The organism is Siccirubricoccus sp. G192 (genome assembly GCF_019084075.1).
GTDB lineage: Bacteria > Pseudomonadota > Alphaproteobacteria > Acetobacterales > Acetobacteraceae > G192.
This window is the reverse complement of sequence record NZ_JAHREN010000001.1, coordinates 512437-532515: the sequence shown is the minus strand read 5'-3', so window position 1 is coordinate 532515 and position 20079 is coordinate 512437. Positions and strand designations below refer to the sequence as shown.

Annotated in this window: 19 protein-coding genes and 1 pseudogene; 10 read left to right on the top strand and 10 right to left on the bottom strand. The window is 73.5% G+C overall.

The window, feature by feature from the left end:
• Positions 1-158: 158 nt before the first annotated feature.
• The 8 genes and pseudogenes from KSF81_RS02445 to KSF81_RS02410 form a co-directional block, all read right to left on the bottom strand.
• Positions 159-1106, bottom strand: coding sequence for an IS481 family transposase (locus KSF81_RS02445; RefSeq protein ID WP_217377582.1), 948 nt, complete (start codon positions 1104-1106; stop codon positions 159-161).
• A gap of 189 nt (positions 1107-1295) precedes the next feature.
• Positions 1296-2153, bottom strand: a complete 858-nt coding sequence (locus KSF81_RS02440; RefSeq protein ID WP_217377581.1) for a lipid-binding SYLF domain-containing protein — start codon at positions 2151-2153, stop codon at positions 1296-1298.
• Positions 2154-2173: 20 nt separating this feature from the next.
• A complete protein-coding gene (locus KSF81_RS02435) occupies positions 2174-2977 on the bottom strand; it encodes a lipid-binding SYLF domain-containing protein (protein WP_217377580.1) in 804 nt (267 codons plus the stop codon).
• A 195-nt stretch (positions 2978-3172) separates the two neighbouring features.
• Entirely contained in the window at positions 3173-3811 is a 639-nt protein-coding gene (locus KSF81_RS02430; protein ID WP_217377579.1) for a histidine phosphatase family protein, read from the bottom strand.
• Between the two features lie 101 nt (positions 3812-3912).
• Positions 3913-4716 (bottom strand): ABC transporter permease, encoded by an 804-nt coding sequence (locus KSF81_RS02425; protein ID WP_217377578.1) that lies wholly within the window; start codon positions 4714-4716, stop codon positions 3913-3915.
• A pseudogene (locus tag KSF81_RS02420) lies at positions 4713-5481 on the bottom strand (ABC transporter ATP-binding protein). The gene KSF81_RS02425 and the pseudogene KSF81_RS02420 overlap by 4 nt, the downstream one beginning before the upstream one ends.
• Positions 5482-5550: 69 nt before the next feature.
• Positions 5551-6486 (bottom strand): hypothetical protein, encoded by a 936-nt coding sequence (locus KSF81_RS02415; RefSeq protein ID WP_217377577.1) that lies wholly within the window; start codon positions 6484-6486, stop codon positions 5551-5553.
• A gap of 297 nt (positions 6487-6783) precedes the next feature.
• Positions 6784-7977 carry a hypothetical protein gene (locus KSF81_RS02410; protein ID WP_217377576.1) on the bottom strand — a complete coding sequence of 398 codons (1194 nt, stop codon included), beginning with the start codon at positions 7975-7977 and terminating at the stop codon, positions 6784-6786.
• A 59-nt stretch (positions 7978-8036) separates the two neighbouring features.
• Between KSF81_RS02410 and KSF81_RS02405 the strand changes: the two genes are divergently transcribed.
• The 3 genes from KSF81_RS02405 (at position 8037) to KSF81_RS02390 (ending at position 11463) form a co-directional block, all read left to right on the top strand.
• Positions 8037-8750, top strand: a complete 714-nt coding sequence (locus tag KSF81_RS02405; RefSeq protein ID WP_217377575.1) for a metallophosphoesterase — start codon at positions 8037-8039, stop codon at positions 8748-8750.
• 103 nt (positions 8751-8853) lie between these two features.
• Positions 8854-11022: a PfkB family carbohydrate kinase gene (locus KSF81_RS02400; protein WP_254453328.1), complete on the top strand. Its 2169-nt coding sequence runs from the start codon at positions 8854-8856 to the stop codon at positions 11020-11022.
• A gap of 72 nt (positions 11023-11094) precedes the next feature.
• Complete coding sequence (locus KSF81_RS02390; RefSeq protein WP_217377573.1) at positions 11095-11463, top strand: VOC family protein; 369 nt, start codon at positions 11095-11097, stop codon at positions 11461-11463.
• A 10-nt stretch (positions 11464-11473) separates the two neighbouring features.
• On the opposite strand, the gene KSF81_RS02385 is transcribed toward KSF81_RS02390, so the two are convergent.
• Positions 11474-12583 (bottom strand): enolase C-terminal domain-like protein, encoded by a 1110-nt coding sequence (locus KSF81_RS02385; RefSeq protein ID WP_217377572.1) that lies wholly within the window; start codon positions 12581-12583, stop codon positions 11474-11476.
• Between the two features lie 91 nt (positions 12584-12674).
• Between KSF81_RS02385 and glk the strand changes: the two genes are divergently transcribed.
• The 7 genes from glk to KSF81_RS02355 all read left to right on the top strand — a co-directional run bounded on the left by glk (position 12675) and on the right by KSF81_RS02355 (position 19022).
• Positions 12675-13616, top strand: a complete 942-nt coding sequence (gene glk, locus KSF81_RS02380; protein WP_217377571.1) for a glucokinase — start codon at positions 12675-12677, stop codon at positions 13614-13616.
• A gap of 2 nt (positions 13617-13618) precedes the next feature.
• On the top strand, positions 13619-14776 hold the full coding sequence (locus KSF81_RS02375) for an alpha-hydroxy acid oxidase (RefSeq protein WP_217377570.1): 1158 nt from the start codon (positions 13619-13621) through the stop codon (positions 14774-14776).
• A gap of 73 nt (positions 14777-14849) precedes the next feature.
• Positions 14850-15341: a helix-turn-helix domain-containing protein gene (locus tag KSF81_RS02370; protein WP_217377569.1), complete on the top strand. Its 492-nt coding sequence runs from the start codon at positions 14850-14852 to the stop codon at positions 15339-15341.
• On the top strand, positions 15334-16107 hold the full coding sequence (locus KSF81_RS28905; RefSeq protein ID WP_254453327.1) for an MATE family efflux transporter: 774 nt from the start codon (positions 15334-15336) through the stop codon (positions 16105-16107). Before KSF81_RS02370 ends, KSF81_RS28905 begins: the two co-directional genes overlap by 8 nt.
• A complete protein-coding gene (locus tag KSF81_RS28900) occupies positions 16077-16709 on the top strand; it encodes an MATE family efflux transporter (RefSeq protein ID WP_254453326.1) in 633 nt (210 codons plus the stop codon). Before KSF81_RS28905 ends, KSF81_RS28900 begins: the two co-directional genes overlap by 31 nt.
• Positions 16710-16826: 117 nt before the next feature.
• Positions 16827-17939 carry a 2OG-Fe(II) oxygenase gene (locus KSF81_RS02360; RefSeq protein ID WP_217377568.1) on the top strand — a complete coding sequence of 371 codons (1113 nt, stop codon included), beginning with the start codon at positions 16827-16829 and terminating at the stop codon, positions 17937-17939.
• Between the two features lie 135 nt (positions 17940-18074).
• Positions 18075-19022, top strand: coding sequence for a 3-hydroxyacyl-CoA dehydrogenase family protein (locus KSF81_RS02355; protein WP_217377567.1), 948 nt, complete (start codon positions 18075-18077; stop codon positions 19020-19022).
• 104 nt (positions 19023-19126) lie between these two features.
• Here KSF81_RS02355 and KSF81_RS02350 read toward each other — a convergent pair whose 3' ends face one another.
• Positions 19127-20053, bottom strand: a complete 927-nt coding sequence (locus KSF81_RS02350; RefSeq protein ID WP_217377566.1) for a tetratricopeptide repeat protein — start codon at positions 20051-20053, stop codon at positions 19127-19129.
• Positions 20054-20079 lie beyond the last annotated feature (26 nt).

The following is a 20079-nucleotide window of genomic DNA, read 5'->3' as shown; positions in this document are numbered from 1 at the left end:
GCGCGCGCGCCGATCGTGACAAGGCTGCCATGCTCCGGGCGGTTCCCAAGGCCGGGCCCTGGCAGCAGGGATTTCCGTTCACCCCTGAACGCCAATCCGCCGTAGCTCCTTGTCTGCGGATGGCGTAACGGGCCGGCCACCTCCGTCCGCGATCCGCTCTAGCTGTCATTGCCAAGGAGGTTGTCCTTGGGGATCCGGCTGAGGGGCGGTTTGCCCTTGATGGCGGCGTGCGGCCTGGCGGTGTTGTAGCCGTGCAGCCAGGGGTGCATGGCCTTGGTTCGATCGGCTGAGGTCTGGAAGGGCGTGGCGTAGGCCCATTCGCGGATGCTGGTCTGGATGAAGCGCTCGGCCTTGCCGTTGGTCTTGGGCGTATAGGGCCGGGTGCGCTTGTGCTTCAGGGCGTGGCTGGCGATAGCCTTGGCGAAAGCGTGGCTTTTGTAGGCGGAGCCGTTGTCGGTCATGACCCGCTGGACGGTGACGCCATGGGCGGTGAACCAGCCCAGGGCGGCATCGAGGAAGGCCACGGCGCTGTCCTTGCGCTCATCGGGCATCATGGCGGTGAAGGCGAGGCGAGAGGCGTCGTCGATGGCGACGTGGAGGTATTCCCAGCCCTTGCCGCGACCATTGCTCTGGCCGGTGCGGTCGCCGGTGATGCGGTGGCCAATGCCATCGATGCGGCCGAGCTTCTTGATATCGATGTGGATCAGTTCGCCGGGGTGCGCGCGCTCGTAGCGGATGACCTCGGGCTTGAGGTCGAGCGCGGCCAGGCGGTTGAGGCCGAGGCGGCGGAGCGCGAGCCCGACCGTGGAACCAGGCAGGCCAAGCTGACGGGCGATGGCCGGGCCGGAGCGGCGCTGGCGGCGCAGCGCCTCGATCTGGGCGGTGCGCTCGGCGCTCAGGCGGGGCGGGCTGGTGCTGGGGCGGGAGGAGCGGTCCCGCAGGCCAGCCTCGCCCTCGGCGGCATGCCGATCGCGCCATTTGCGGACGGTGCGCGGAGTAATGCCGAAACTGGCGGCCACCTGTGCCACGCTTTGGCCACCGCGCAGCCGGGCCACGATGAGCATTCGACTATGCGGCGTCGCCCGGGCATTCTCATGCGCGTCCATCCGGGGCTCCGGGCTGGGGGTTGCTGGCTTCGCAACCGCAGCTTCCCAGCCCAGCCCCGGAGGGACAACCTCCATAGCAACGACAGCTAGAGCGTGATCGCTTGAGGTGCTCGCACCGAAAAGCGTGAATCACGCGATCAAACAAAGGCCTGGAGCATGATGCGTGAACGAAGGTGAACGCATCATGCTCTAGCGGCGGCCCCCGGCGATCGGCGGCAGCGGCGTGCTCTCCACCCCGGCAGCGGGCAGGGCCGCCGCGGGGTAGGTGGCCGCGGGCTGCGGGTCAAGGGTCGGGCCAGGGGATGGGCCGCCCGGCGCGACAGCCATGGGCGGCTGGGCCGGCGCCCCCGCGCCGAAGCGCATCAGCACAGCCCGCAGCGGATCGGCGCCGGGATTATGCGCCTCCATCCGCAGCACGATCTGCCGGGGCGAGGCCTCGCGCCCGTAATAGTCGCGGTTCCACTCGCTCCGGCTGGAGAGCAGCGAGCCTTCCAGCGCCAGGCCGGCGAAGAGCCCGCGCGCCCGCGCCACCGCCACGATATCCGCGCCGGCGGCGGAGGTGGTCGAGCCCTCGATCCCGGCGCCGATGGTGGCGATCGCGATGGAGGCGTCGGCGCCGATCTTGAACTGGCTGTCCATGATGGCGCCGAGGCCGCGCTCCGTCATGATGAGCATCAGCACCTGCATGTCCTGCACGCCGATCTGGAAGCCGATGCTGCCCGAGGCCATGCCGTAGAAGGCGGGCGAGGACCAGGAGCCGGCGGCGTCGCGCGCCAGCAGCACGCAGCCGCCGCCCTCGCCGCCCAGGATGAAGCCGGCGCGGAAGATGCGCGGGCAGACCATGGCGGCGCGGGCCCGGCGCAGCATGCGGATGCCATCCGCCCGCGCCCCGGAATCGCCCACGCCCAGCATCTCCTGCACCGCCAGGGTGGCGCGGTCCACCAGCGCCTGCGCTTCCCCCGAGGCGGCCGCATCCTGGGCGCGCGCCGGGGCGGCAGGGAGGAGCGCGGCCAGCAGCAGCAGCAGGACCGGTAGCAGGCGCGGCATGGGCGGCTTCCCCTTCCTGCTCAGCGCATCGGCGGCAGGGTCGAGCGCTGCACGGCGCCGCTCGGCGCCGCCTGCATCGGCATGATGGGCCCGGGCCCCGGTGCGGCCGCCGCCGGCGCAAAGGCGGGGGCGGTGGCGGCGCCGCCACGGCTGCCGAAGCGCATCAGCACGGCGCGCAGCGGATCGGCGCCGGGATTGTGCACGGCCATCGCCACCACGATCTGCCGCGGCGAGACATCCTGGCCGTAATAGGCGCGATTCCACTCGCTGCGGGCCGAAAGCAGCGAGCCCTCCAGGGTCAGCCCGGCATAGAGGCCGCGCGCCCGGGCGAAGACCAGGATATCGGCGCCCACCGCGGCGGTGGTCGCCGCCTCGACCGAGCCGCCGACGGTGGCGACGGCGATCGAGGCATCGGCGCCGAACTTGAACTGGCTGTCCAGCACCGCATTCAGCGCCTTGTCGTTCATGATGAGCATCAGGACCTGCATGTCCTGGATGCCCGCCTGCAACCCGAAGCTGCCGGAGCCCAGCGAGTAGAAGGCCGGCGAGGACCAGGAGCCGGCGGCATCGCGGCCCAGCAGCACGCAGCCGCCGCCCTCGCCGCCGAAGAAGAAGCCGGCACGGAAGATGCGCGGGCAGACCATGGCGGCGCGGGCCCGGCGCAGCATGGCCGTGGCGTTCAACTGGTCGTTGCCGCCGCCCAGGATTTCCTGGACGGAGAGCGTGGCGCGGTCCACCAGCGTCTGTTCCTCGCCGCCGCTGGGCGTGCCGGCGCAGCCGCCGAGCGCGGCCAGGATGATCCCCAGAAATGTAAGACGGCGCATGAAGTCCCCCGGCCAAGCCCCCGATTTGACGGGAGGCTATCGGCTCCGGCCCGGGCTGTCCAAGGCTTATGGCGGGTTACGTTCAGGTCCGAATGCAGCCCGCCATGGATCGGATTCGCGCGGGCGCCTGAACGCTGGCGCGTTCAGGCCAACCCGCGATCCGATCCGGCCGAACAATCCTGCACAAATCGCGGATCAATCCGGGTTGGGCGGGGTCCAGGGTTCCTCGTTCACCCCGGCCACGCGCCAGTCCGCGCCGTGCTTCTCCAGCCGTGTCAGGCCGAGATTCTTCACCGAGAAGACCAACGCCTGATGCGCGGTCAGCCCCAGCGCATGCGCCAGCGCCGCGCGGATGGAGCCGCCATGCGCCACCACCACCACATCCCCGCCGGCATGCCGCGCCGCCAGCCCTTCCATCACCGGCGCCACGCGGGCCTGCAACTCGGCGAAGCTTTCGCCGCCCGGAGGTTTCTCCTCGGCACCATGCGGCCAGAAGGGGTGGGGCGGGTGGCGCAGCCGCTCGGTCAGCGCCTCGTGCGGGATGCCCTGCCATTCGCCGAGATGCTGCTCGGCGAGATCCGGCTCCTCGGCCAGCGGCGCTTCCGGGTAGCCGGCCGCGAAGATGGCGGCGGCGGTGGCCCGGGTGCGGGAGAGGGAGGAGACCACCCAATGCGCCGGCTTCGGCAGTCGGAAGGCCAGCCAGCGATAGAGCGCCGCCTCCTGCCGCAAGGCGAGGTCGCAGAGCGCGACATCCATGGCGCCATAGAGGACGGCGCGGGCCGAGGGCTCGACCAGCGCGTGGCGGATGAGGAAGAGGCGGGTGGGGTCGGTCACGGCGCCGGTTTACGCCCCTTCGGGCCGCGCCGGGAGGGGGGGGGTGGGGCGCAATCCTGCCGCCGCTTGTTTCCTGCGGGCCGGTTCACGGCTCCGGGCGCCTACTCCCCGATGTTCAGCAGCGCACCGCGCACCCGCGCCGCCTGGAATTGCCGCAGGAACACCCAGCCCATCAGCACCAGCCAGGCGGCGTCCAGCGCGAAGGCGGCCGCCAGATGGCCCCAGGCGATGCGGCCTTCCAGCAGGGCCGTGCGCATCCCCTCGAAGACATGCGCCGCCGGCAGGGCCAGCGCCACCGGTTGCAGCCAGGCCGGCAGCACGGCCACGGGGTAGAACACCGCCGAGAAGGGGGTCAGGCCGAACAGCACGCTCCAGGCCAGCGCCTCCGCCCCCGCGCCATAGCGCAGGATCAGGCTGGTGACGCCGAGCGCCACCGCCCAGCCCATCAGCAGCAGCGCGGCGAAGAAGGCCACCACCACCGGCCCCATGGCGAAAAGCCCGAAGTGATAGAGCAGCCAAGCCAGCCCCACCGCCGGCAGCACGCCGACCACCACCCGGATCACGCTCATGCAGGCCAGCCCCGCCACCAGCTCGCGCGGCCGGAGCGGGCTGACGAAGACATGGCCGAGGTTGCGGCTCCAGATCTCCTCCAGGAAGGAGATGGAGAAGCCCATCTGGCTGCGCAGCGCCACCTCCCAGAGCAGCACGCCGCCGAGCAGCAGCCCGGCGGCGACGCCGGCGGGATTGCCCTGCATCCCCGCCAGCCAGCTCGTGACGAAGCCCCAGACCAGCATCTGCAAAATCGGCCAGTACATCAGCTCCAGCACCCGCGGCCAGGAGCGGCGGTAGAGCGCCAGGTGCCGGTAGACCAGGCCCCAGACGCGGCGGAGGGCAGCGCGCGTCATGCGGGCACCCTGTCGCGCGGGCGGCCGCGGGCGATGTCGAGGAAGACCTGCTCCAGGTCGTCGCGGCCGTATTTCGCCAGCAGCGCGGCCGGGCTGCCCTGGTCCACCGCGCGGCCCTGCTTCAGCATGAGGATGTGGCCGCAGAGCCGCTCCACCTCGGCCATGTTGTGGCTGGCGAGCAGGATGGAGCAGCCGGTCTCCGCCCGGTAGCGTTCCAGCCAGCCGCGCACCCAGTCGCCGGTATCGGGGTCGAGGCTGGCGGTGGGCTCGTCCAGCAGCAGCAATTCGGGCCGGTTGATCAGCGCCTTGGCCAGGGCGACGCGGGTCTTCTGCCCGGCCGAGAGTTCCCCCGCCGGCCGGTCCAGCAGCTCGGTGAGCTGCAATTGCTCCGCCAGCTCGGCGATCCGCCGCTCCGCCTGCCTGACATCGTAGAGATGCGCATAGACCCGCAGGTTCTCCGCCACCGAAAGCCGCGCCGGCAGGGAGAGGTAGGGGGGAGGAGAAATTCATCCGCGCCAGCGCCGCGAAGCGGTCCCGCGCCATGTCGTGGCCGAGCACCACCACCCGCCCGCCGCTCGGCACCAGCAGGCCGAGCAGCATGGCGATGGTGGTGGTCTTGCCCGCCCCATTGCCGCCGAGCAGCCCCCAGGTGGCGCCGCGCGGCATGCGGAAGGAGAGGTGCTCCACCGCGGCCGGCGCGTCGGGGCGGTAGCGCTTGGTCAGCGCCTCGGCGAGGATGGCAGGGGGGTTCCATGCCCCAGGCATAGGCGGCGGGCGGGCCGGGTGCCAAGCGGTCTTCCGGCACGGCCCATCCGCGCTTGCCCCTCCCCTGGCCTATCCGCGCGGCCGCAGCAGGCTGCCCTGGAACAGGGTGATCCCCTCCTCCCAGCCCCAGCCGATGGCGGCCGCGCCTTCCGCGCCGGTCACCACCACCCGGTCGCGCTCCGCCGGCAGGGCGGCGCGCAGCCAGCCCCCTTGGGCCGGCAGGTCCGGCGACCAGCGCAGCCGCAGCAGGTCGAGGCCGAGCCGGTCCAGGCCCGGCTGGTCCGGCGCCAGCAGGGGCAGCGCGGCGGCCGCCACCCCCTCCAGCGCCAGGCGGTAGCCACGGGCGCGGCAGAAATCGCGGGCGAAGGCGAAGCCCTCGGGGTCCGCCAGCATATCCTCGGGCAGCAGGCCAAGCACCACCCGCGCCCGCCCGGCCGCCCCCAGCACATCGTCGAAGCGCAGGAATCCGGGCGTGGTCAGGCTGGCCAGGGCCAGGCAGAGGCCGATCGGGCCGCGCCGCCGCGCCTCCTCCGGCCGGGCCAGTTCCAGCAGCAGGCGGCGGTCCAGCAGGCGGCGGAGGCGCCGCCCGAGCCAGGGCGCGGCGGCGGGATCGGCCATGGGCAGCAGCACGGCGCGGAGTTCCGGCAGGGCGAGGTGCCAATCCTCCCATTCCGTCTCCGGCCCCGCGCCGCCCGGCCGCAGCCGGCAGACCGGGCGGCGGCGGAGGAAGGTCTCCAGGCTGGCGGAACCCAGCACCCGCTCCAGCGCGGCGAGATGCGCGGCGGTGAACCCCGCCTCCCCGGCGGGGTCCTCCGGTTCGCCAAGGGGAGGGGAACGGGAAGGGCCGGGGGCCAGCGCCGCCTCCACCGCCGCCAGCAGCGCCGCGGCCTCCTCCGGCAGGCGCAGGATGGCGAAGGCGGGGCCGACCGGCTCCGCGGCCAGCAGGGTGTGCAGCGCGTCCCGGGCGGCCTGGAGATGCGCCCCCCCGGCCGGCGCCACCGCCACCAGGTCGCCATTCGGCAGCTCGAAGAGCCGGGCGCGGGTCGGCCGCAGCAGGGGTTCCAGCGATTCCCGCAGCAGCCGGTGGTGATGGCCCCGCTTCAGCCGGGGGGGCGAGATGCGCCATCCGCAGATGCAGCGCCTGCCGCGGCACGCCCGCCGCCACCGCCTCCCGCAGCATCTGGGTCAGGGCCAGCGCATCGCCCTGGCGCGGTCCACCCAAGGCGCCGGCCGATAGCCCGGGCAATGCCGGCAGGCGCCCGGCGGCGCCGGGCGGGGCGGGCCTGGGCGGAGGCAGGGCGCTCATGGCAGCAGTGCCGCCAGCAGCCGGGGATTGCGGCAGAAGCCGCGGCCGGCGGCCTCGGTCGCCGTGGCCCGCTCGCCGCATTGGCGCTGGCTGCAACCGGCGGCTTCCGGGCAGGCGCGCAGCCGGGCGGCGGCCAGCAGCGTCTCCACATGCGGCCCGGCGAAGTGGCTGAGGCCCTGCGCCCGGCCCCAATCCAGCGCCTCCGGCCCGTCGCAGCCGGTGAGCACCAGCCGCACCGGGTTCACCCCCGCCAGCGCCGCCGCCTGGCCGGCGAGGCCCGGCGACCAGCGCAGCAGCAGCAGATCCGCGGCCAGGGCGCCAGGCGAGAGCAGGCGCAGCGCCGCCGCATCCAGCCCGCCGAGGGCCAGGCCCCAGCCGGCGGCGGCCAGGTCCCGCCGGGTATCGGCCAGCGCCGCAGGATCGGCGGCGGCGGCCAGCGGCAGCACGCCGATCAGCCCCGCCCGCGGCGCCGCGCCCGGCCGCATCCCGGCCGGCAGCGGCAGCAGCAGCGGGCTGTTCGGCGGGTCCTGCACCAATTCCTCCCCCGGTGCCTGGCCGGGCAGCAGCCGGGCCAGGCGCGCCGCCAGCCGGTCCTCGGCATGGCGCAGCAGGTCGGGGTCGCGGCCGGGCGGCCCGAGTTCCGCCATCAGCGCGGCGCGGGAAAAGACCAGGCGCCGGGCGGCGAGCAGCGGCGGCCTGCCCGGGGCATGCAGCAGGATGCCGCGGCGGCGCAGCACCCGGGCCGGCGGCAGCGCCTCCAGGGCCGCATCCAGCCCGGCCAGGCCCGGCACCGGGTCCGGCAGGGCAGGGGCAGGCGGCGGGAGGCTGGCGGTTTCCGCCCAGGCCAGCAACGGCGCGGCATCGCCAGGCAGGTGCCAGGTCTCGGGCGGCCCGGCATCGCCGGCCAGGCGGGCCAGGGCCGCGGCGGCGCGGGCGGCGGCGGGGCGGGCGGCGCCGAGCAGCAGCAGGTCGCCCGCCGCGGTCTCGAAGACCTGGCCGCCGCCGGAGAGGGCGGCATCCTGCAGCAGCACCTTCGCCACCCGGCGGCGATGCGGCGTGCCGGTGAGCGGCCCGGCCGGCGCCAGCCGCAGCGCCACCCGCCCCGGCGCCTCCGCCAGGCTGCGGCGCACCGCCGGCAGCAGCGGCAGGGTGGGGGGGGGCCGGGCGGCGGTAGCATGTTCGTTTGTCACGGTGATGCGCGGTCCTGGCGCGGTGCATGGCGGCCATTCCTCCGCTAGGGTCGCGCCGGATGTTGAACGAAGTCTTAGCGCCGGGCTCGCTGCCCCATGGGATGCGGGTCTATGCCGTGGGGGATGTGCATGGCTGCGCCGAAAGGCTGGCGGCCCTGCACGCCCTGATCGCCGCCGATGCGCGGGCCCGCCCGGCCGCGCGCGTCACCCTGCTGCACCTCGGCGACTACGTGGACCGCGGCCCGGACAGCGCCGGGGTGCTGGACCTGCTGCTCGGCCCGCCGCCGGTGCCGGGGGCGGCGATGGTGCACCTGGTCGGCAATCACGAGGTCATGATGCTGGATGCCGCCGACCCGCGCGGCCATGCCGGCGCCCTGCCCTTCTGGGTCGAGAATGGCGGCGCCGAGACCCTCGCCAGCTACGGCGCCCGCCCGGAGGACCGCAACCCCTGGGCCCTGGTGCCGGAGGCGCATCTCGGCTTCCTCCGCCGCTGCCCGCTGCGCTGGCAGGCCGGGGACTACCTCTTCGTGCATGCCGGGATCAGGCCGGGTGTGGCGCTGGACCGGCAGGACCCCTTCGACCTCATCTGGATCCGCGAGCCCTTCCTCTCCTTCGAGGGCGACCTGCCCCTGGTGGTCGTGCATGGCCATTCCCCGGCCGCGGCGCCGGAGATCCGGCCGCACCGGATCGGCATCGATACCGGCGCCTGCTTCGGCGGCGACCTCACCTGCCTGGTGCTGGAGGGGCAGCGGCTGGGCTTCCTGGTGGCCTGATCCCGCCCGCCCGGCCGGCCACGGCGGTGAAACCTGCCCGCCGCCGCAGGAATCAAGGTGGCGTGCCTTGCGCCGCAACCCTGGCTTGGGCTACCGCATTGCGATGCACGGCCCAGCGCCCGTTACCCGGCCCATCCCCAGCGGGACCCCCGCCGACCTGACCGATGCCGTCCGGCAGTTGAAGCGCGGCACCGTGCTCGTGGTCGGCGACGCGATGCTCGACCGCTATGTCTATGGCACCGTCTCCCGCATCAGCCCGGAAGGGCCGGTGCCGGTGCTGGCCGTGGAGCGGGAACTGGCGCTGCCCGGCGGCGCCGGCAACGTGGTGCGGGACCTCACGGCGCTCGGCGCCGCCGTCGCCTTCGTCTCGGTGGTGGGGGACGATCAGGCCGGCAGCGACCTCACCGGGCTGATCGGCGGCCAGCCCAATGTCGAGCCCTGGCTGCTGGTCCAGGGCGGCCGCGCCACCACCACCAAGACCCGCTTCGTCGCCGCCGGCCAGCACATGCTGCGCGTCGACCACGAGCAGGTGGCGCCGATCCATGCGCGCCTGGCCGACCGGCTGGTGCGCATCGCCGCCGATGCGGTGGCCGCCACCACGGTGATGGTGCTGTCCGACTATCGGAAAGGTGTCCTGGCCGGGGACACGCCCGCCCGGCTGATCGCCGCTGCCCAGGCCGCCGGCCGCCGCGTGGTGGTGGACCCGAAGGGCGGCGACACCAACAAGGGGCAGGGCTGGGCCCGCTATGCCGGCGCCGACCTCATCATGCCCGATTGCGCCGAACTGGCGGAGGCCACCGGCCTGCCCACCGGCACGGCGGAGGAGGTCGCCGCCGCCGCCACGGCGCTCCGCACCGCGCATGACTTCGGCGCCGTGATGGTGTTCCGCGGCGAGGCCGGCGTCACCCTGGTGGAGGCCGATAGCGCGGCGCCCGGCGACGGCACCCGGCATCTGCCGAGCGACATGGCCGAACTCATCGACCCCGCCGGCGCCGGCGACGCGATGGTGGCGGTGGCCGCCGCCGGCCTCGCCGCCGGGCTGGCGCTGCCCGTGGTGGCGCGGCTGGGCGCGCTGGCGGCCGGCATCGCCATGGGCAAGACCGGCATCGCGGTGGTGCGCGAGGACGAATTCCTGGAGGCGCTGACGCCGGGGCGGCTGGCGGCGCGCAAGCTGGTCAGCCGCTCCGACGCGGCGGAGCGGGTGGAGCGCTGGCGGCGCGGCGGCTTCCGGGTCGGCCTCCTGGCCGGCGCCGCCGCGGCGGCGGACCCGCAGGTGCTGGCCCAGGCGCGGTCCTGGTGCGACCGGCTGGCGGTGGCCGTGGCCGATGCCGACCCGAATGCCGAGGCGCTGGCGGAACTGCCGGCAGTCGATCTCGTCACCCGCTATTGCGCCGATACGGTGCTCGACCTCATCCGCCTGCTGCGGCCGGATGTGCTGGTGCAGGATCCGAACCAGGCGCCGGACACGGTGGCGGGGGGGGGGCGAATTGCTGCAGGAATGGGGAGGCACGCTCCGCCGCGCCACGACGACGGAGCCGGAACCGGCGCCGGAGCCCAGCGAGGCAGGCTGACGCGGGGGCGCCGGGCGGCGCCTCGCCGTTGTGTGCCGCCGGGGGCCGCGCTACAGCCATGGCAGGAATGGCCGTGCGAGGTTGCGATGGACGGAAAACGCAAGCCGTTGCTGATGGCGGGGATCGCGCTGCTGGCCCTGGCCGCGCCGGGGATCCTGCGGCCTGGTCCCGCCATGGCCCAGCCGGCGCCCGCGCCGCGGACCACGCCGGAGGCGCCGGACCGCACCCAGGCGGTCTTCGCCGATTGGACCCTCCGCTGCGAAACCCGGCCCACCGCCCCCAATGCCCCGCCGGGCTCCGCCGCGCCGGCCCGCACCTGCGAGATCGCGCAGACCGCGCATGACCAGCGGCAGCACCCGGTCGCGGCGGTGGCGCTCGGCCGGCTGACGCGGAACGAGCCGTACAAGCTGACCGCGCACCTGCCCTTGAACGTGCAGGTCTCCACGCCGGTCCAGCTTATGCTGGAGGTCCCTGGCCGGCGGGAGGCACCGCTCACCCTGCCCTTCCGCACCTGCACCCAGCGCGGCTGCTTCGCCCAGATCGAGCTGCGCGACGAGGCGATGCTGCGCCGCCTCCGCAGCCACCCGGCCGAGGCGCCGGCCCGGCTGGAATGGCACGACCCGGCGGGCGCGGTGCAGACCGCCGCCATCTCCTTCCGCGGCTTCGGCGCCGCCTTCGAGGCGCTGGGCCGGGAGGAATAGAGCGTAATCGCTTGAGGTGCCCGCACCGAAAAGCGTGAATCACGCGATCAAACAAGGGCCGGGAGGCTCCGCATGCGCATCCTCCGCCTCGACCACATCCAGCTTGCCATGCCGCCGGGCCGCGAGGCGGAGGCGCGGCGCTTCTATGCCGGGCTGCTCGGCCTGCGGGAGGTGGCGAAGCCGGCCGCACTGGCCGGGCGCGGCGGCGCCTGGTTCGAAGGCGAGGCCGGGCTGCGGCTGCATCTCGGCGTCGAGCGGGGATTCCGCCCGGCGCGCAAGGCGCATCCGGCCTTCCTCGTGGAGGATCTGGCGGGCCTCCTGGCCGCGCTCGCCGCCGCGGGCTGCGAGGTGCTGGAGGACGCGCCGCTCGAGGGGTTCGAGCGGCGCTTCACCAGCGACCCCTTCGGCAACCGCATCGAGTTGCTGGAGCCCCGGCCCTGACCCCGCGGCGCTATTCCAGCACGGCCACCTTCTTCCGCTCGATGAGGTCGAAATCGATCGGGTAGCCGAGGCCGGGTTCCGTCGGCGCATGCACCAGCCCCTGCGCATCCGGTCTGATGTCCTGCACCAGCCCGTATTTATGCGCGCCATCGGGCAGCAGCACCTCGAAATAGGTGGTGTTGCGGATGGCCATGGCGACATGCAGGTTGGCCACGTTGTTCAGCGAATTGCCGCCGTGGTGGATCTCGTAATTCATGCGGAAGGCTTCGGCGAGATGCGCCGTCTTCACCAGCGTGGTGATGCCGCCCTTCACCGCCACGTCGCCGCGCAGGTAGTCGGTGGCCTGCAGCATGATCCAGGGCGCGTAGCTCTCCAGCCCGGTCGCCGGGTATTCGGTGGCGACGATCGGGATGTCGAGCTTCTGCCGCAGCTTCACGTAGCTGGTGATGTCCTGGTCATGCAGCGGGTCCTCGTACCAGAGGAAGCCGAGTTCCTCGATGGCGCGGCCGACGCGCAGCGCCGCCGGGAAGTCGTAGCACCAGGTGCTGTCCAGCATGAGCGTATAGTCCTCGCCCACCGCCTCCCGCACCGCCTGGCAGACCTTGATGTCGGTCTTCCATTGCTGCGGCGGGTGGATCTTGTAGGCGGCCCAGCCATTCGCCTTGAACTGCTGCGCCTCCTCGGCATAGGCCTCGATGTCGGGCAGCAGGGCGGAACTGGCATAGGCGGGGATGGATTGGCGGAAGGTACCGAGCAGCCGGTGGATCGGCAGCCCCGCCGCCTTCCCGGCGATATCCCACAAGGCCACGTCCACCGCGCCGATGGAGCGCACGCTCACCACGCGGGACCAGGGCCAGAGCGCGGCGTTGATCCTCTCGCGGTCCAGCGGATTCTGGCCCATGAGCAGCGGCTTGAGGAAGCGGATCAGTCCCGGCCCGTCATTCACCGCGGTATGGGTGGCGGAGCCGAGGAAGGCATGGCCGGTGATGCCGGCATCGGTGCCGATGCTGAGCAGGCCGAGCGCGCTGGAGCCGGAGTCCAGCCGGGAGGCGGCGTGGTAACGGGTGGGCGGGATGTCGTCCCAGGCGAACAGGGTCAGCGAGACATGGGTGATCTGCATCTGAGGCGTTTCCTTCCCGGGAATTCCGGCCAGCTTCCGGACCGGCCGCCCGGCCTGTCAAGCCGGCGCCGGAGCCTGATGGGACCCGGGCATGGTTGATCCCGTGCTGATCGCGGATATCGGCGGCACCAATGCCCGCTTCGCCCTGGTTGAGGGCGCGGCGCGCGGCCCGCTGCACCGGGTGAAGCTGGACAGCGTCGCCAGCGTCGCCGAGGCCATCGCCGGCTTCCTCGCGCGGGAGGCGCCGGGCCATCCGCCGCGCGCCGCGGTGCTGGCGGTGGCCGGGCCGGTGGCGGGGAACCGGGCGTGGCTGACCAATCGCCGCTGGCTGGTGGATGGGGCGGAGATCGCCGCGATGCTCGGCATCGGCCGGGTCCAGGTGGTGAACGACTTCGCGGCGCTGGCCTGGTCGCTGCCGGAACTCGCCGGGCCGGACCTGCTGGCGCTAGGCGGCGGCGCGCCGGAGCCGGGGGCGCCGATGGCGGTGCTCGGCCCCGGCACCGGGCTCGGCATCGGCGGCTTCCTGCCGCCGGAGCGGGCGCTGGTGAGCGAGGGCGGCCATGCCAGCCTGGCGGCGCATGACGCCCGCGAGGCGGCGGTGATCGAGCGGCTGCGCACCCGCTTCGGCCATGTCTCGGCGGAGCGCGTGCTGTCCGGCCAGGGGATCGAGAACCTCCACGCCGCGCTGGCGGAGATCGGCGGCCTGGTGGTGCCGCAGCGGAGCGCGGCGGAGATCACCGCCGCCGGCCTCTCCGGCGAATGCCCGCTCTGCCGGGAGGTGCTGGATCTGTTCTGCACAATCCTCGGCGGCGTGGCCGGCGATCTGGCGCTGCTCTATGGCGCGCGGGGCGGGGTTTTCGTGGCGGGCGGCATCTGCCCGCGCTTCCCCGAATTCCTGGCGGCCTCGGCCTTCCGCGCGCGGTTCGAGGCGAAGGGGCGGTTCGGGGAATGGCTGGCGCCGGTGCCCGCCTGGCTGGTGCTGCGGCTGGACGCGGCCATGCTCGGCCTCGCCGCCCTGGCACGGCGGCTATAGCCATGCGGCCGACCCGGCGCGGCGTGCTGGCCGGCGCGGCGATCGGCGCGGCGGCGCCCGGCGCCCAGGCGCAGGTCCAGACGCCCGCCCAAGGCCCGGACCAGCCGCTCCGCTTCGCCAGCCCGGAGGCGCTGGAGGCGGCGGCGCGCGCCGCGCTGCCCGCGCCGGTCTATGACTGGATCGCCGGCGGGGCGGGCGAGGAGCTCACCCAGCGCCGCAATCACACGACCTTCGCCGAGGCCATCGTCACCCCGCGCCTGCTGACCGGCGCCGGGCCGCCGGAGCTGGGGCTTGCGCTGTTCGGCCAGCGCCTGCCGCATCCGGTGCTGGTGGCGCCCATGGGGGTGCAGGGCATCGCGCATCCGCGCGGCGAATTGGCCAGCGCCGCGGGCGCCGCGGCAGCCGGAGCGCTGTTCATGGCGGCGATGGTCGCCACCCATGGCCTGGAGGCCATCGCCGCCGCCATGGAGGCCGCCAGGCCGGGCGCGCCGCGCTGGTTCCAGCTCTATGTCCCGCGCGACCGCGGCATCCTGCTCGACCTGGCGCGGCGGGCGGAGGCGGCGGGCTATGGCGCGCTGGTGCTGACGGTGGATGCGCCGGTCGGCGCCTTCCGCGAGCGCGACCTGGGGCATGGCTTCACCACGCCGGCGGCGCTCGGCGCCGGCAACGACCGGCCGGACTACCCGCACCCGCTGATGGGCGGCACCGATGCCGGCCTCACCTGGGCGGATGTGGCATGGCTGCGGGCCCGCACCGCCCTGCCGCTGGTGCTGAAGGGCATCCTCTCGGCCGGGGATGCGACGGCGGCGCTGCGCGCGGGGGCCGGCGGGATCATCGTCTCCAGCCATGGCGGGCGGCAATTCGATGGCGCCCCGGCCAGCCTGGCGGCGCTGCCGCGGATCGCCGCGGTGGTGGAGCGACGGGTGCCGGTGCTGCTCGACAGCGGGCCGCGCCGGGGCCTTGACGTGTTGAAGGCGCTGGCGGCCGGGGCCGATGCGGTGGCGATCGGCCGGCCGGTCTGGTGGGGGCTGACGCTCGGGGGCGCGCAGGGCGTGCAATCCGTGCTGGAGCGGCTGGTGGCGGAACTCGCCAGCGCCATGCGGCTGGCGGGCTGCGGCAGCCTGGCGGAGCTCACGCCGGACCTGCTCGGGGCGGGATAGGGGTTTCCCGGAAAAGACTTGCAAGATGCAAGCTGGAATGCTTGCATCTTGCAAGTCTTTTGGAACCCCACCCATGGGCCTCACCGATTTCAGCCACAGGCTCTGCCCCGTCGCCCGCTCCATGGCGGTGCTGGGCGAGCGCTGGGCCATCCTGGTGCTGCGGGAAGCCTTCTACGGCACCACCCGCTTCGACGAATTCCAGCGCAACCTCGGCATCGCCCCCAATATCCTGAGCGCCCGGCTGCGGGCGCTGGTGGAGCATGAGGTGCTGGAACGGGTGCCCGGCCCCGGCGCCCGGCACGAATACCGGCTCACCGCCAAGGGCCGCGACTTCTTCCCCGCCTATGTCGCCCTCAAGCGCTGGGCGGATTGCTGGATGACCGGCCCCGAGGGCCCGCCGGTGGTCCTGCAGGAAGCCGCGACGGGGCGGGAGGTGGTGGCGCCGCCGCTGCTCGGCGGCGATGGGCGGGAATTGGGGCCGGAAGCGGTGCGCGCCCTGCCCGGCCCCGGCGCCTCCGATGCCATGCGGGCAAGGCTGGCCAGGCAGGAGGCGGATCATGCCTGAGGGCCTTTCCAGCCTCACCGCCGCCAGCGGCCCGGCAAGCCCGGCGCCCTCCGCCACGCCCTGGCCGGTGCTGCTGCGCCGCGTGCTGGCCCTGGCCGCGCCCACCACCCTGCTCGCCGCCGTGCAATCCGCCTGCCAATTGGTGGAGCCCTGGCTCGCCGCGCGGCAGGGGACGGCGGCGCTGGCCGGCTGGGCGGTGATGCTGCCCTTCGTGCTGCTGTTGCAGCAGATGTCCGCCGGCGCCATGGGCGGCGGCGTGGTCTCCGCCATCGCCCGGGCGCTGGGCGCCGGGCGGCGGGAGGAAGCCTCGGCCCTGGTGCTGCATGCGGTGGTGATCGCGCTGGGCTTCGGCCTGGCCTTCGCGGTGCTGCTGGCGGGCTTCCCGCACGCTTTGCTCGGGCTGATCGGCGGTGCCGAGGCGGCCGAGGCCGCGGCCTCCTATGCCGTCTGGATGTTCGGCGTCGGCGCAATCCCGGCCTGGCTGGCCAATACGCTCGCCTCCGTGCTGCGCGGCGGCGGCCGGCATGCGCTGGCCTCCCGCGTGCTGCTGCTGGCCTGGCTGGCCTATCCGCCGCTCGCCTGGGCGCTGATGGAGCCGGGGGGGGCAGGGGCTGGCCGGCTCGGGCATGGCCTTCGCCGCGGTGATGGCGGGGGCGACGCTCGGCATGGCGGCGGTGGTGCTGGGGGGGCGGCGCGGGCTTCCGGCCGACGCTGCGGGTGCGGCTGCAATTGCCGTTGTTCGGGCGCATCCTCTCGGTCGGGTTGATCGCCTGCGCCATGGCGGCGTTGTCCAACCTCGCCACCATCCTGGTCACGGCGCGGATCGCGGTGCATGGGGCGGCGGCCGTCGCGGCCTATGGCATCTCGGCGCGGCTGGAATTCCTGATCGTGCCGCTGGCCTTCGGCGTCGGCTCGGCCCTGACCGCGCTGGTCGGCCGCGCGGCCGGCGCCGGCGACTGGCAGACCGCCCGGCGCACCGCCTGGGCGGGCGGGCTGCTGGCGCTGGCGCTGACGGGCCCCTTCGGGCTGCTGGTCAGCCTGTATCCCGGCGCGACCGCCAGGCTCTTCGCCAGCGACCCGGAGGTGGTATTGATCGCCACCAGCGCGCTCGGCTATGTCGGCCCCGCCATGCCGGCCTTCGGGGTGGGCATGGCGCTCTATTTCGCCGCCATGGGCGCGGGGCGGATGCGCTGGCCGGTGGCGGCGGCGCTGTCGCGGCTCGTCCTGGCGGTGGGCGGCGGCTGGCTGCTCGGCGATGCGCTGGGCTGGGGGCTGGAGGGCCAGTTCCTGGCGGTGGCGCTCGGCATCACCTCGTATGGCGCGATCAACGCGGCGGCGGTGCGGCGGGGGGTCTGGGGGTCGCGATAGGGCATTCGCGGATTCTTCGCGGAAAGTAGAATGTCATATAGGTGATTTTGCCGATATGGTTGTGGCGTGGCCGGACCCATTCTGGGACCGGCCCCGTCCTCCTGCACGAGTCCCGCCATGGCCCCGCCGGATACCATCGCCTTCCGCCCGACGCCCGGCGACCCGGCGCCCTGGTTCTTCGCCCCGACCGCGGCCAATCCGCGCTTTAACTTCGCCTCCGTCGCCGGGCGCTACGTGCTGCTGGCCTTCCTCGGCCCCGCCACGAACCCGGCCTCCGCCCAGGCGGTGCGGGCGCTGCGCGAGGCCCGGGCGGAGGGGGTCTTCAACGACCTCAATGCCAGCGCCTTCGCCATCAGCATGGACCCCGCCGATGCGGCCGAAGGCGGGCCGCGCGACCAGATCCCGGGGCTCCGCGTCTTCCTCGACCGCGACGGCGCGGTGAGCGAGCGCTACGGGGTGTTGCAGCGCGAGGCGAAGCCGCTGCTCTACCGCCCGGCCGCCTTCCTGCTCGACCCGCTGCTGCGGGTGATCGCCTCCGCGCCGCTGGCGCAATTGCCTGAGCTGATCGGCCTGCTACGCCGCCTGCCGCCGGCCGGCGAACATGCGGGGCAGGAGGTGCCGGCGCCGGTGCTGGTGCTGCCGCGGGTGCTGGAGCCCGCGCTCTGCCAGGCGCTGATCGATGGGTACGAAGCCAATGGCGGGGCCGAGAGCGGCTTCATGGTGGAGCGGGACGGCAGGACCATCGGCGCCCTCAACCCCGCCCATAAGCGCCGCCGCGACGCGGATATCGAGGACCCGGAATTGCAGGCGGCGCTGCGCGCCCGCATCGCCCGGCGGATCGCACCCGAGATGCGCAAGGCCTTCCAGTTCGACCCGACCCGGATCGAGCGCTACATCGTCGCCTGCTACGACAGCGCCGAGGGCGGGCATTTCCGCGCCCATCGCGACAATACCACGCCCGGCACCGCGCATCGCCGCTTCGCCGTCACCATCAACCTGAACGACGGCTTCGAGGGCGGCGAGCTGTGGTTCCCGGAATTCGGCCCGCGCCGCTACCGGCCGCCGCCCGGCGGCGCGGTGGTCTTCTCCTGCTCATTGCTGCATGAGGCGACGCCGGTGCGCGCGGGGCGGCGCTACGCGACGCTGCCCTTCCTCTATGACGATGCGGCGGCCCGGCTGCGGGAGGCCAACCAGGGCAGCTTGGTGGAAGCGGCGGCGGCGGAGGTCTAGACCAACGCCGTCCTGGCCGGAAACGTGCGCTTCCGGCCAGGACGGCAAAGTTGGCCGCTCCTGCAAAGACTGGATCACAGTCCGGAGGACTGTGGTCTAGTCTCCGGCCCGCCAACCAGACGGGACCGAGACACCATGACCGAGCCTGCCGCCGATCCGACGCCCGCGCCGGGCCATGCCGCCATCATCGGCTTCGGCCTGATGGGCTGCGACATCGCCGCCATCTTCCTGGCCGGCGGCTGGCGGGTGACGGCGGTGGAGCCGGACCGCGCCGCCTGGCCCGCGCGGCTCGACCGCGTCAGCGCCTCGATCGCGCAGCTCGGGGGCCAGCCGGCGCGGGTGGAGGCGCTGGATCTGGTGGCGAGCCTGGCCGATGTCGGCTTCGGCGATGCGGATGTGGTGGTGGAGGCGGTGCCGGAACGCCTCGACCTCAAGCGCGCCGTCTTCGCGGAACTCGACCGGCTGGTGCCGCCCGCGGTGCCGATCGCCAGCAATGCCTCCGGCTTCCGCATCACCGACATCACCGAGGGCTGCGCGACGCGGGAGCGCATGGCGAACCTGCACTTCTTCCTGCCGGCGCATCTGGTGCCGGGGGTCGAGGTGGTGCAGGGCGAATACACCGACCGCGCCGCCTGCGACCGGCTGGCGGAGATCATGGCGGGGCTCGGCCGCAAGGTGATCCGCGTGGCGCGCGATGTGCCGGGGTTCCTGGCGAACCGCATCCAGCACGCGCTGATGCGGGAAGCCTTCGCGGTGATCGATTCCGGCCTGGCCAGCGCCGAGGACGTGGACAACGCGGTGCGCTACGCCTTCGGCTTCCGCTACCTCGCCGCCGGGCCGATCATGCAGAAGGAACTCGCCGGGCTGGAGACGCAATTGGCGGCGGCGCGCACGATCTACCCCTCGCTGGCCACGAATGCGGAGCCGAGCCCGACCCTGGCGCGGCTGGTGGAGGAAGGGAAGCTCGGGCCGAAGACCGGGCAGGGGTTCTGGACCTGGACCGAGGAGAGCGCGGCGAAGGAGCGGGCGCGGTATGAGCGGGCGCTGCTGGCGGCGGCCAAGGTGCTCAGGGAGGAGGGCTGAAAGCTAAAACCGGCTAAAAACCGGGAGCGGGAGGTCGGCGGCAGGCGTTTAATTCTGCTGCCGAATTCGGCTGCCGGGATTTTGGATTTTTAGAATTCGGCGCTTTATTCGGAGGGCTTGGAGGGCAGGACCCAGGCTGGATCGTCAGGTTTATTTTCCTGTAGTTCAGAAGATGGTGCGGAGGCAAGCCTTTCCTGCAAGCGCTTGTGCAGGCGGGTGGCCTTCTCGATGTAGAAGGCCGCGCCGGCACGGCGATATTCCTCCAGCGCCGCCTCGCAGGCGGTAAGTGCCGCCTGAAGCTGGGCGCGGCCAGTGGTCCTGTCGCCAAGCGTCTCTTCGGCAAGGGCAAGGTTTTCCATTGTCTGTGCCCAGAGGAAGGGCACCCGCTCGCGCGTCCGCTCTGCCAGCGCCGCTCGGTAGGCTTCGACAGCCTCCTCCAGCCACGCCGTGCCGCTCTCGTGCGAGCCGAGACTCCACAGCGCAGTGCCGAGGTTGTTCTGCGTCGTCGCCCAGTCCAGCGGCACCCGCTCGCGCATCCTCTCCTCCAGCGCCGCCCGATAGGCCGCTACCGCCTCCTCCAGCCGCGCCGTGCCGCCTTCGCGCGAGCCGAGCGTCTGGAGGGCGTTGCCGAGGTTGTTCTGCGTCATGGCCCAGTGGAGCGGCACCCGCTCGCGGGTGTATTCCTCCAGCGCCGCTTGGTAGGCAGCGACCGCTTGCTCCAGCCCTGCCGTGTCGCTCTCCCGTTCGCCGAGCGTCAACAGCGCGTTGCCGAGATTGTTCTGCGTCGCTGCCCAGTCGAGCGGCACAAGCTCGCGCCTCCGCTCCTCCAGCGCTGCCCGATAGGCCGCCACCGCCCCCTCCAGCCGCACCGTGCCGCTCTCCCGCTCGCCGAGGGTTTCCAGTGCATTGCCAAGGTTGTTCTGCGTCACCGCCCAAAGGAGCGGGACCCGCTCGTGGGTGTATTCCTCCAGCGCCGCCCGGTAGGCCACGACCGCCGCCTCCAGCCGCGCCGTGTCGCTCCCCCCGCTCACCGAGCGTTGTCAGCGCGGTGCCGAGG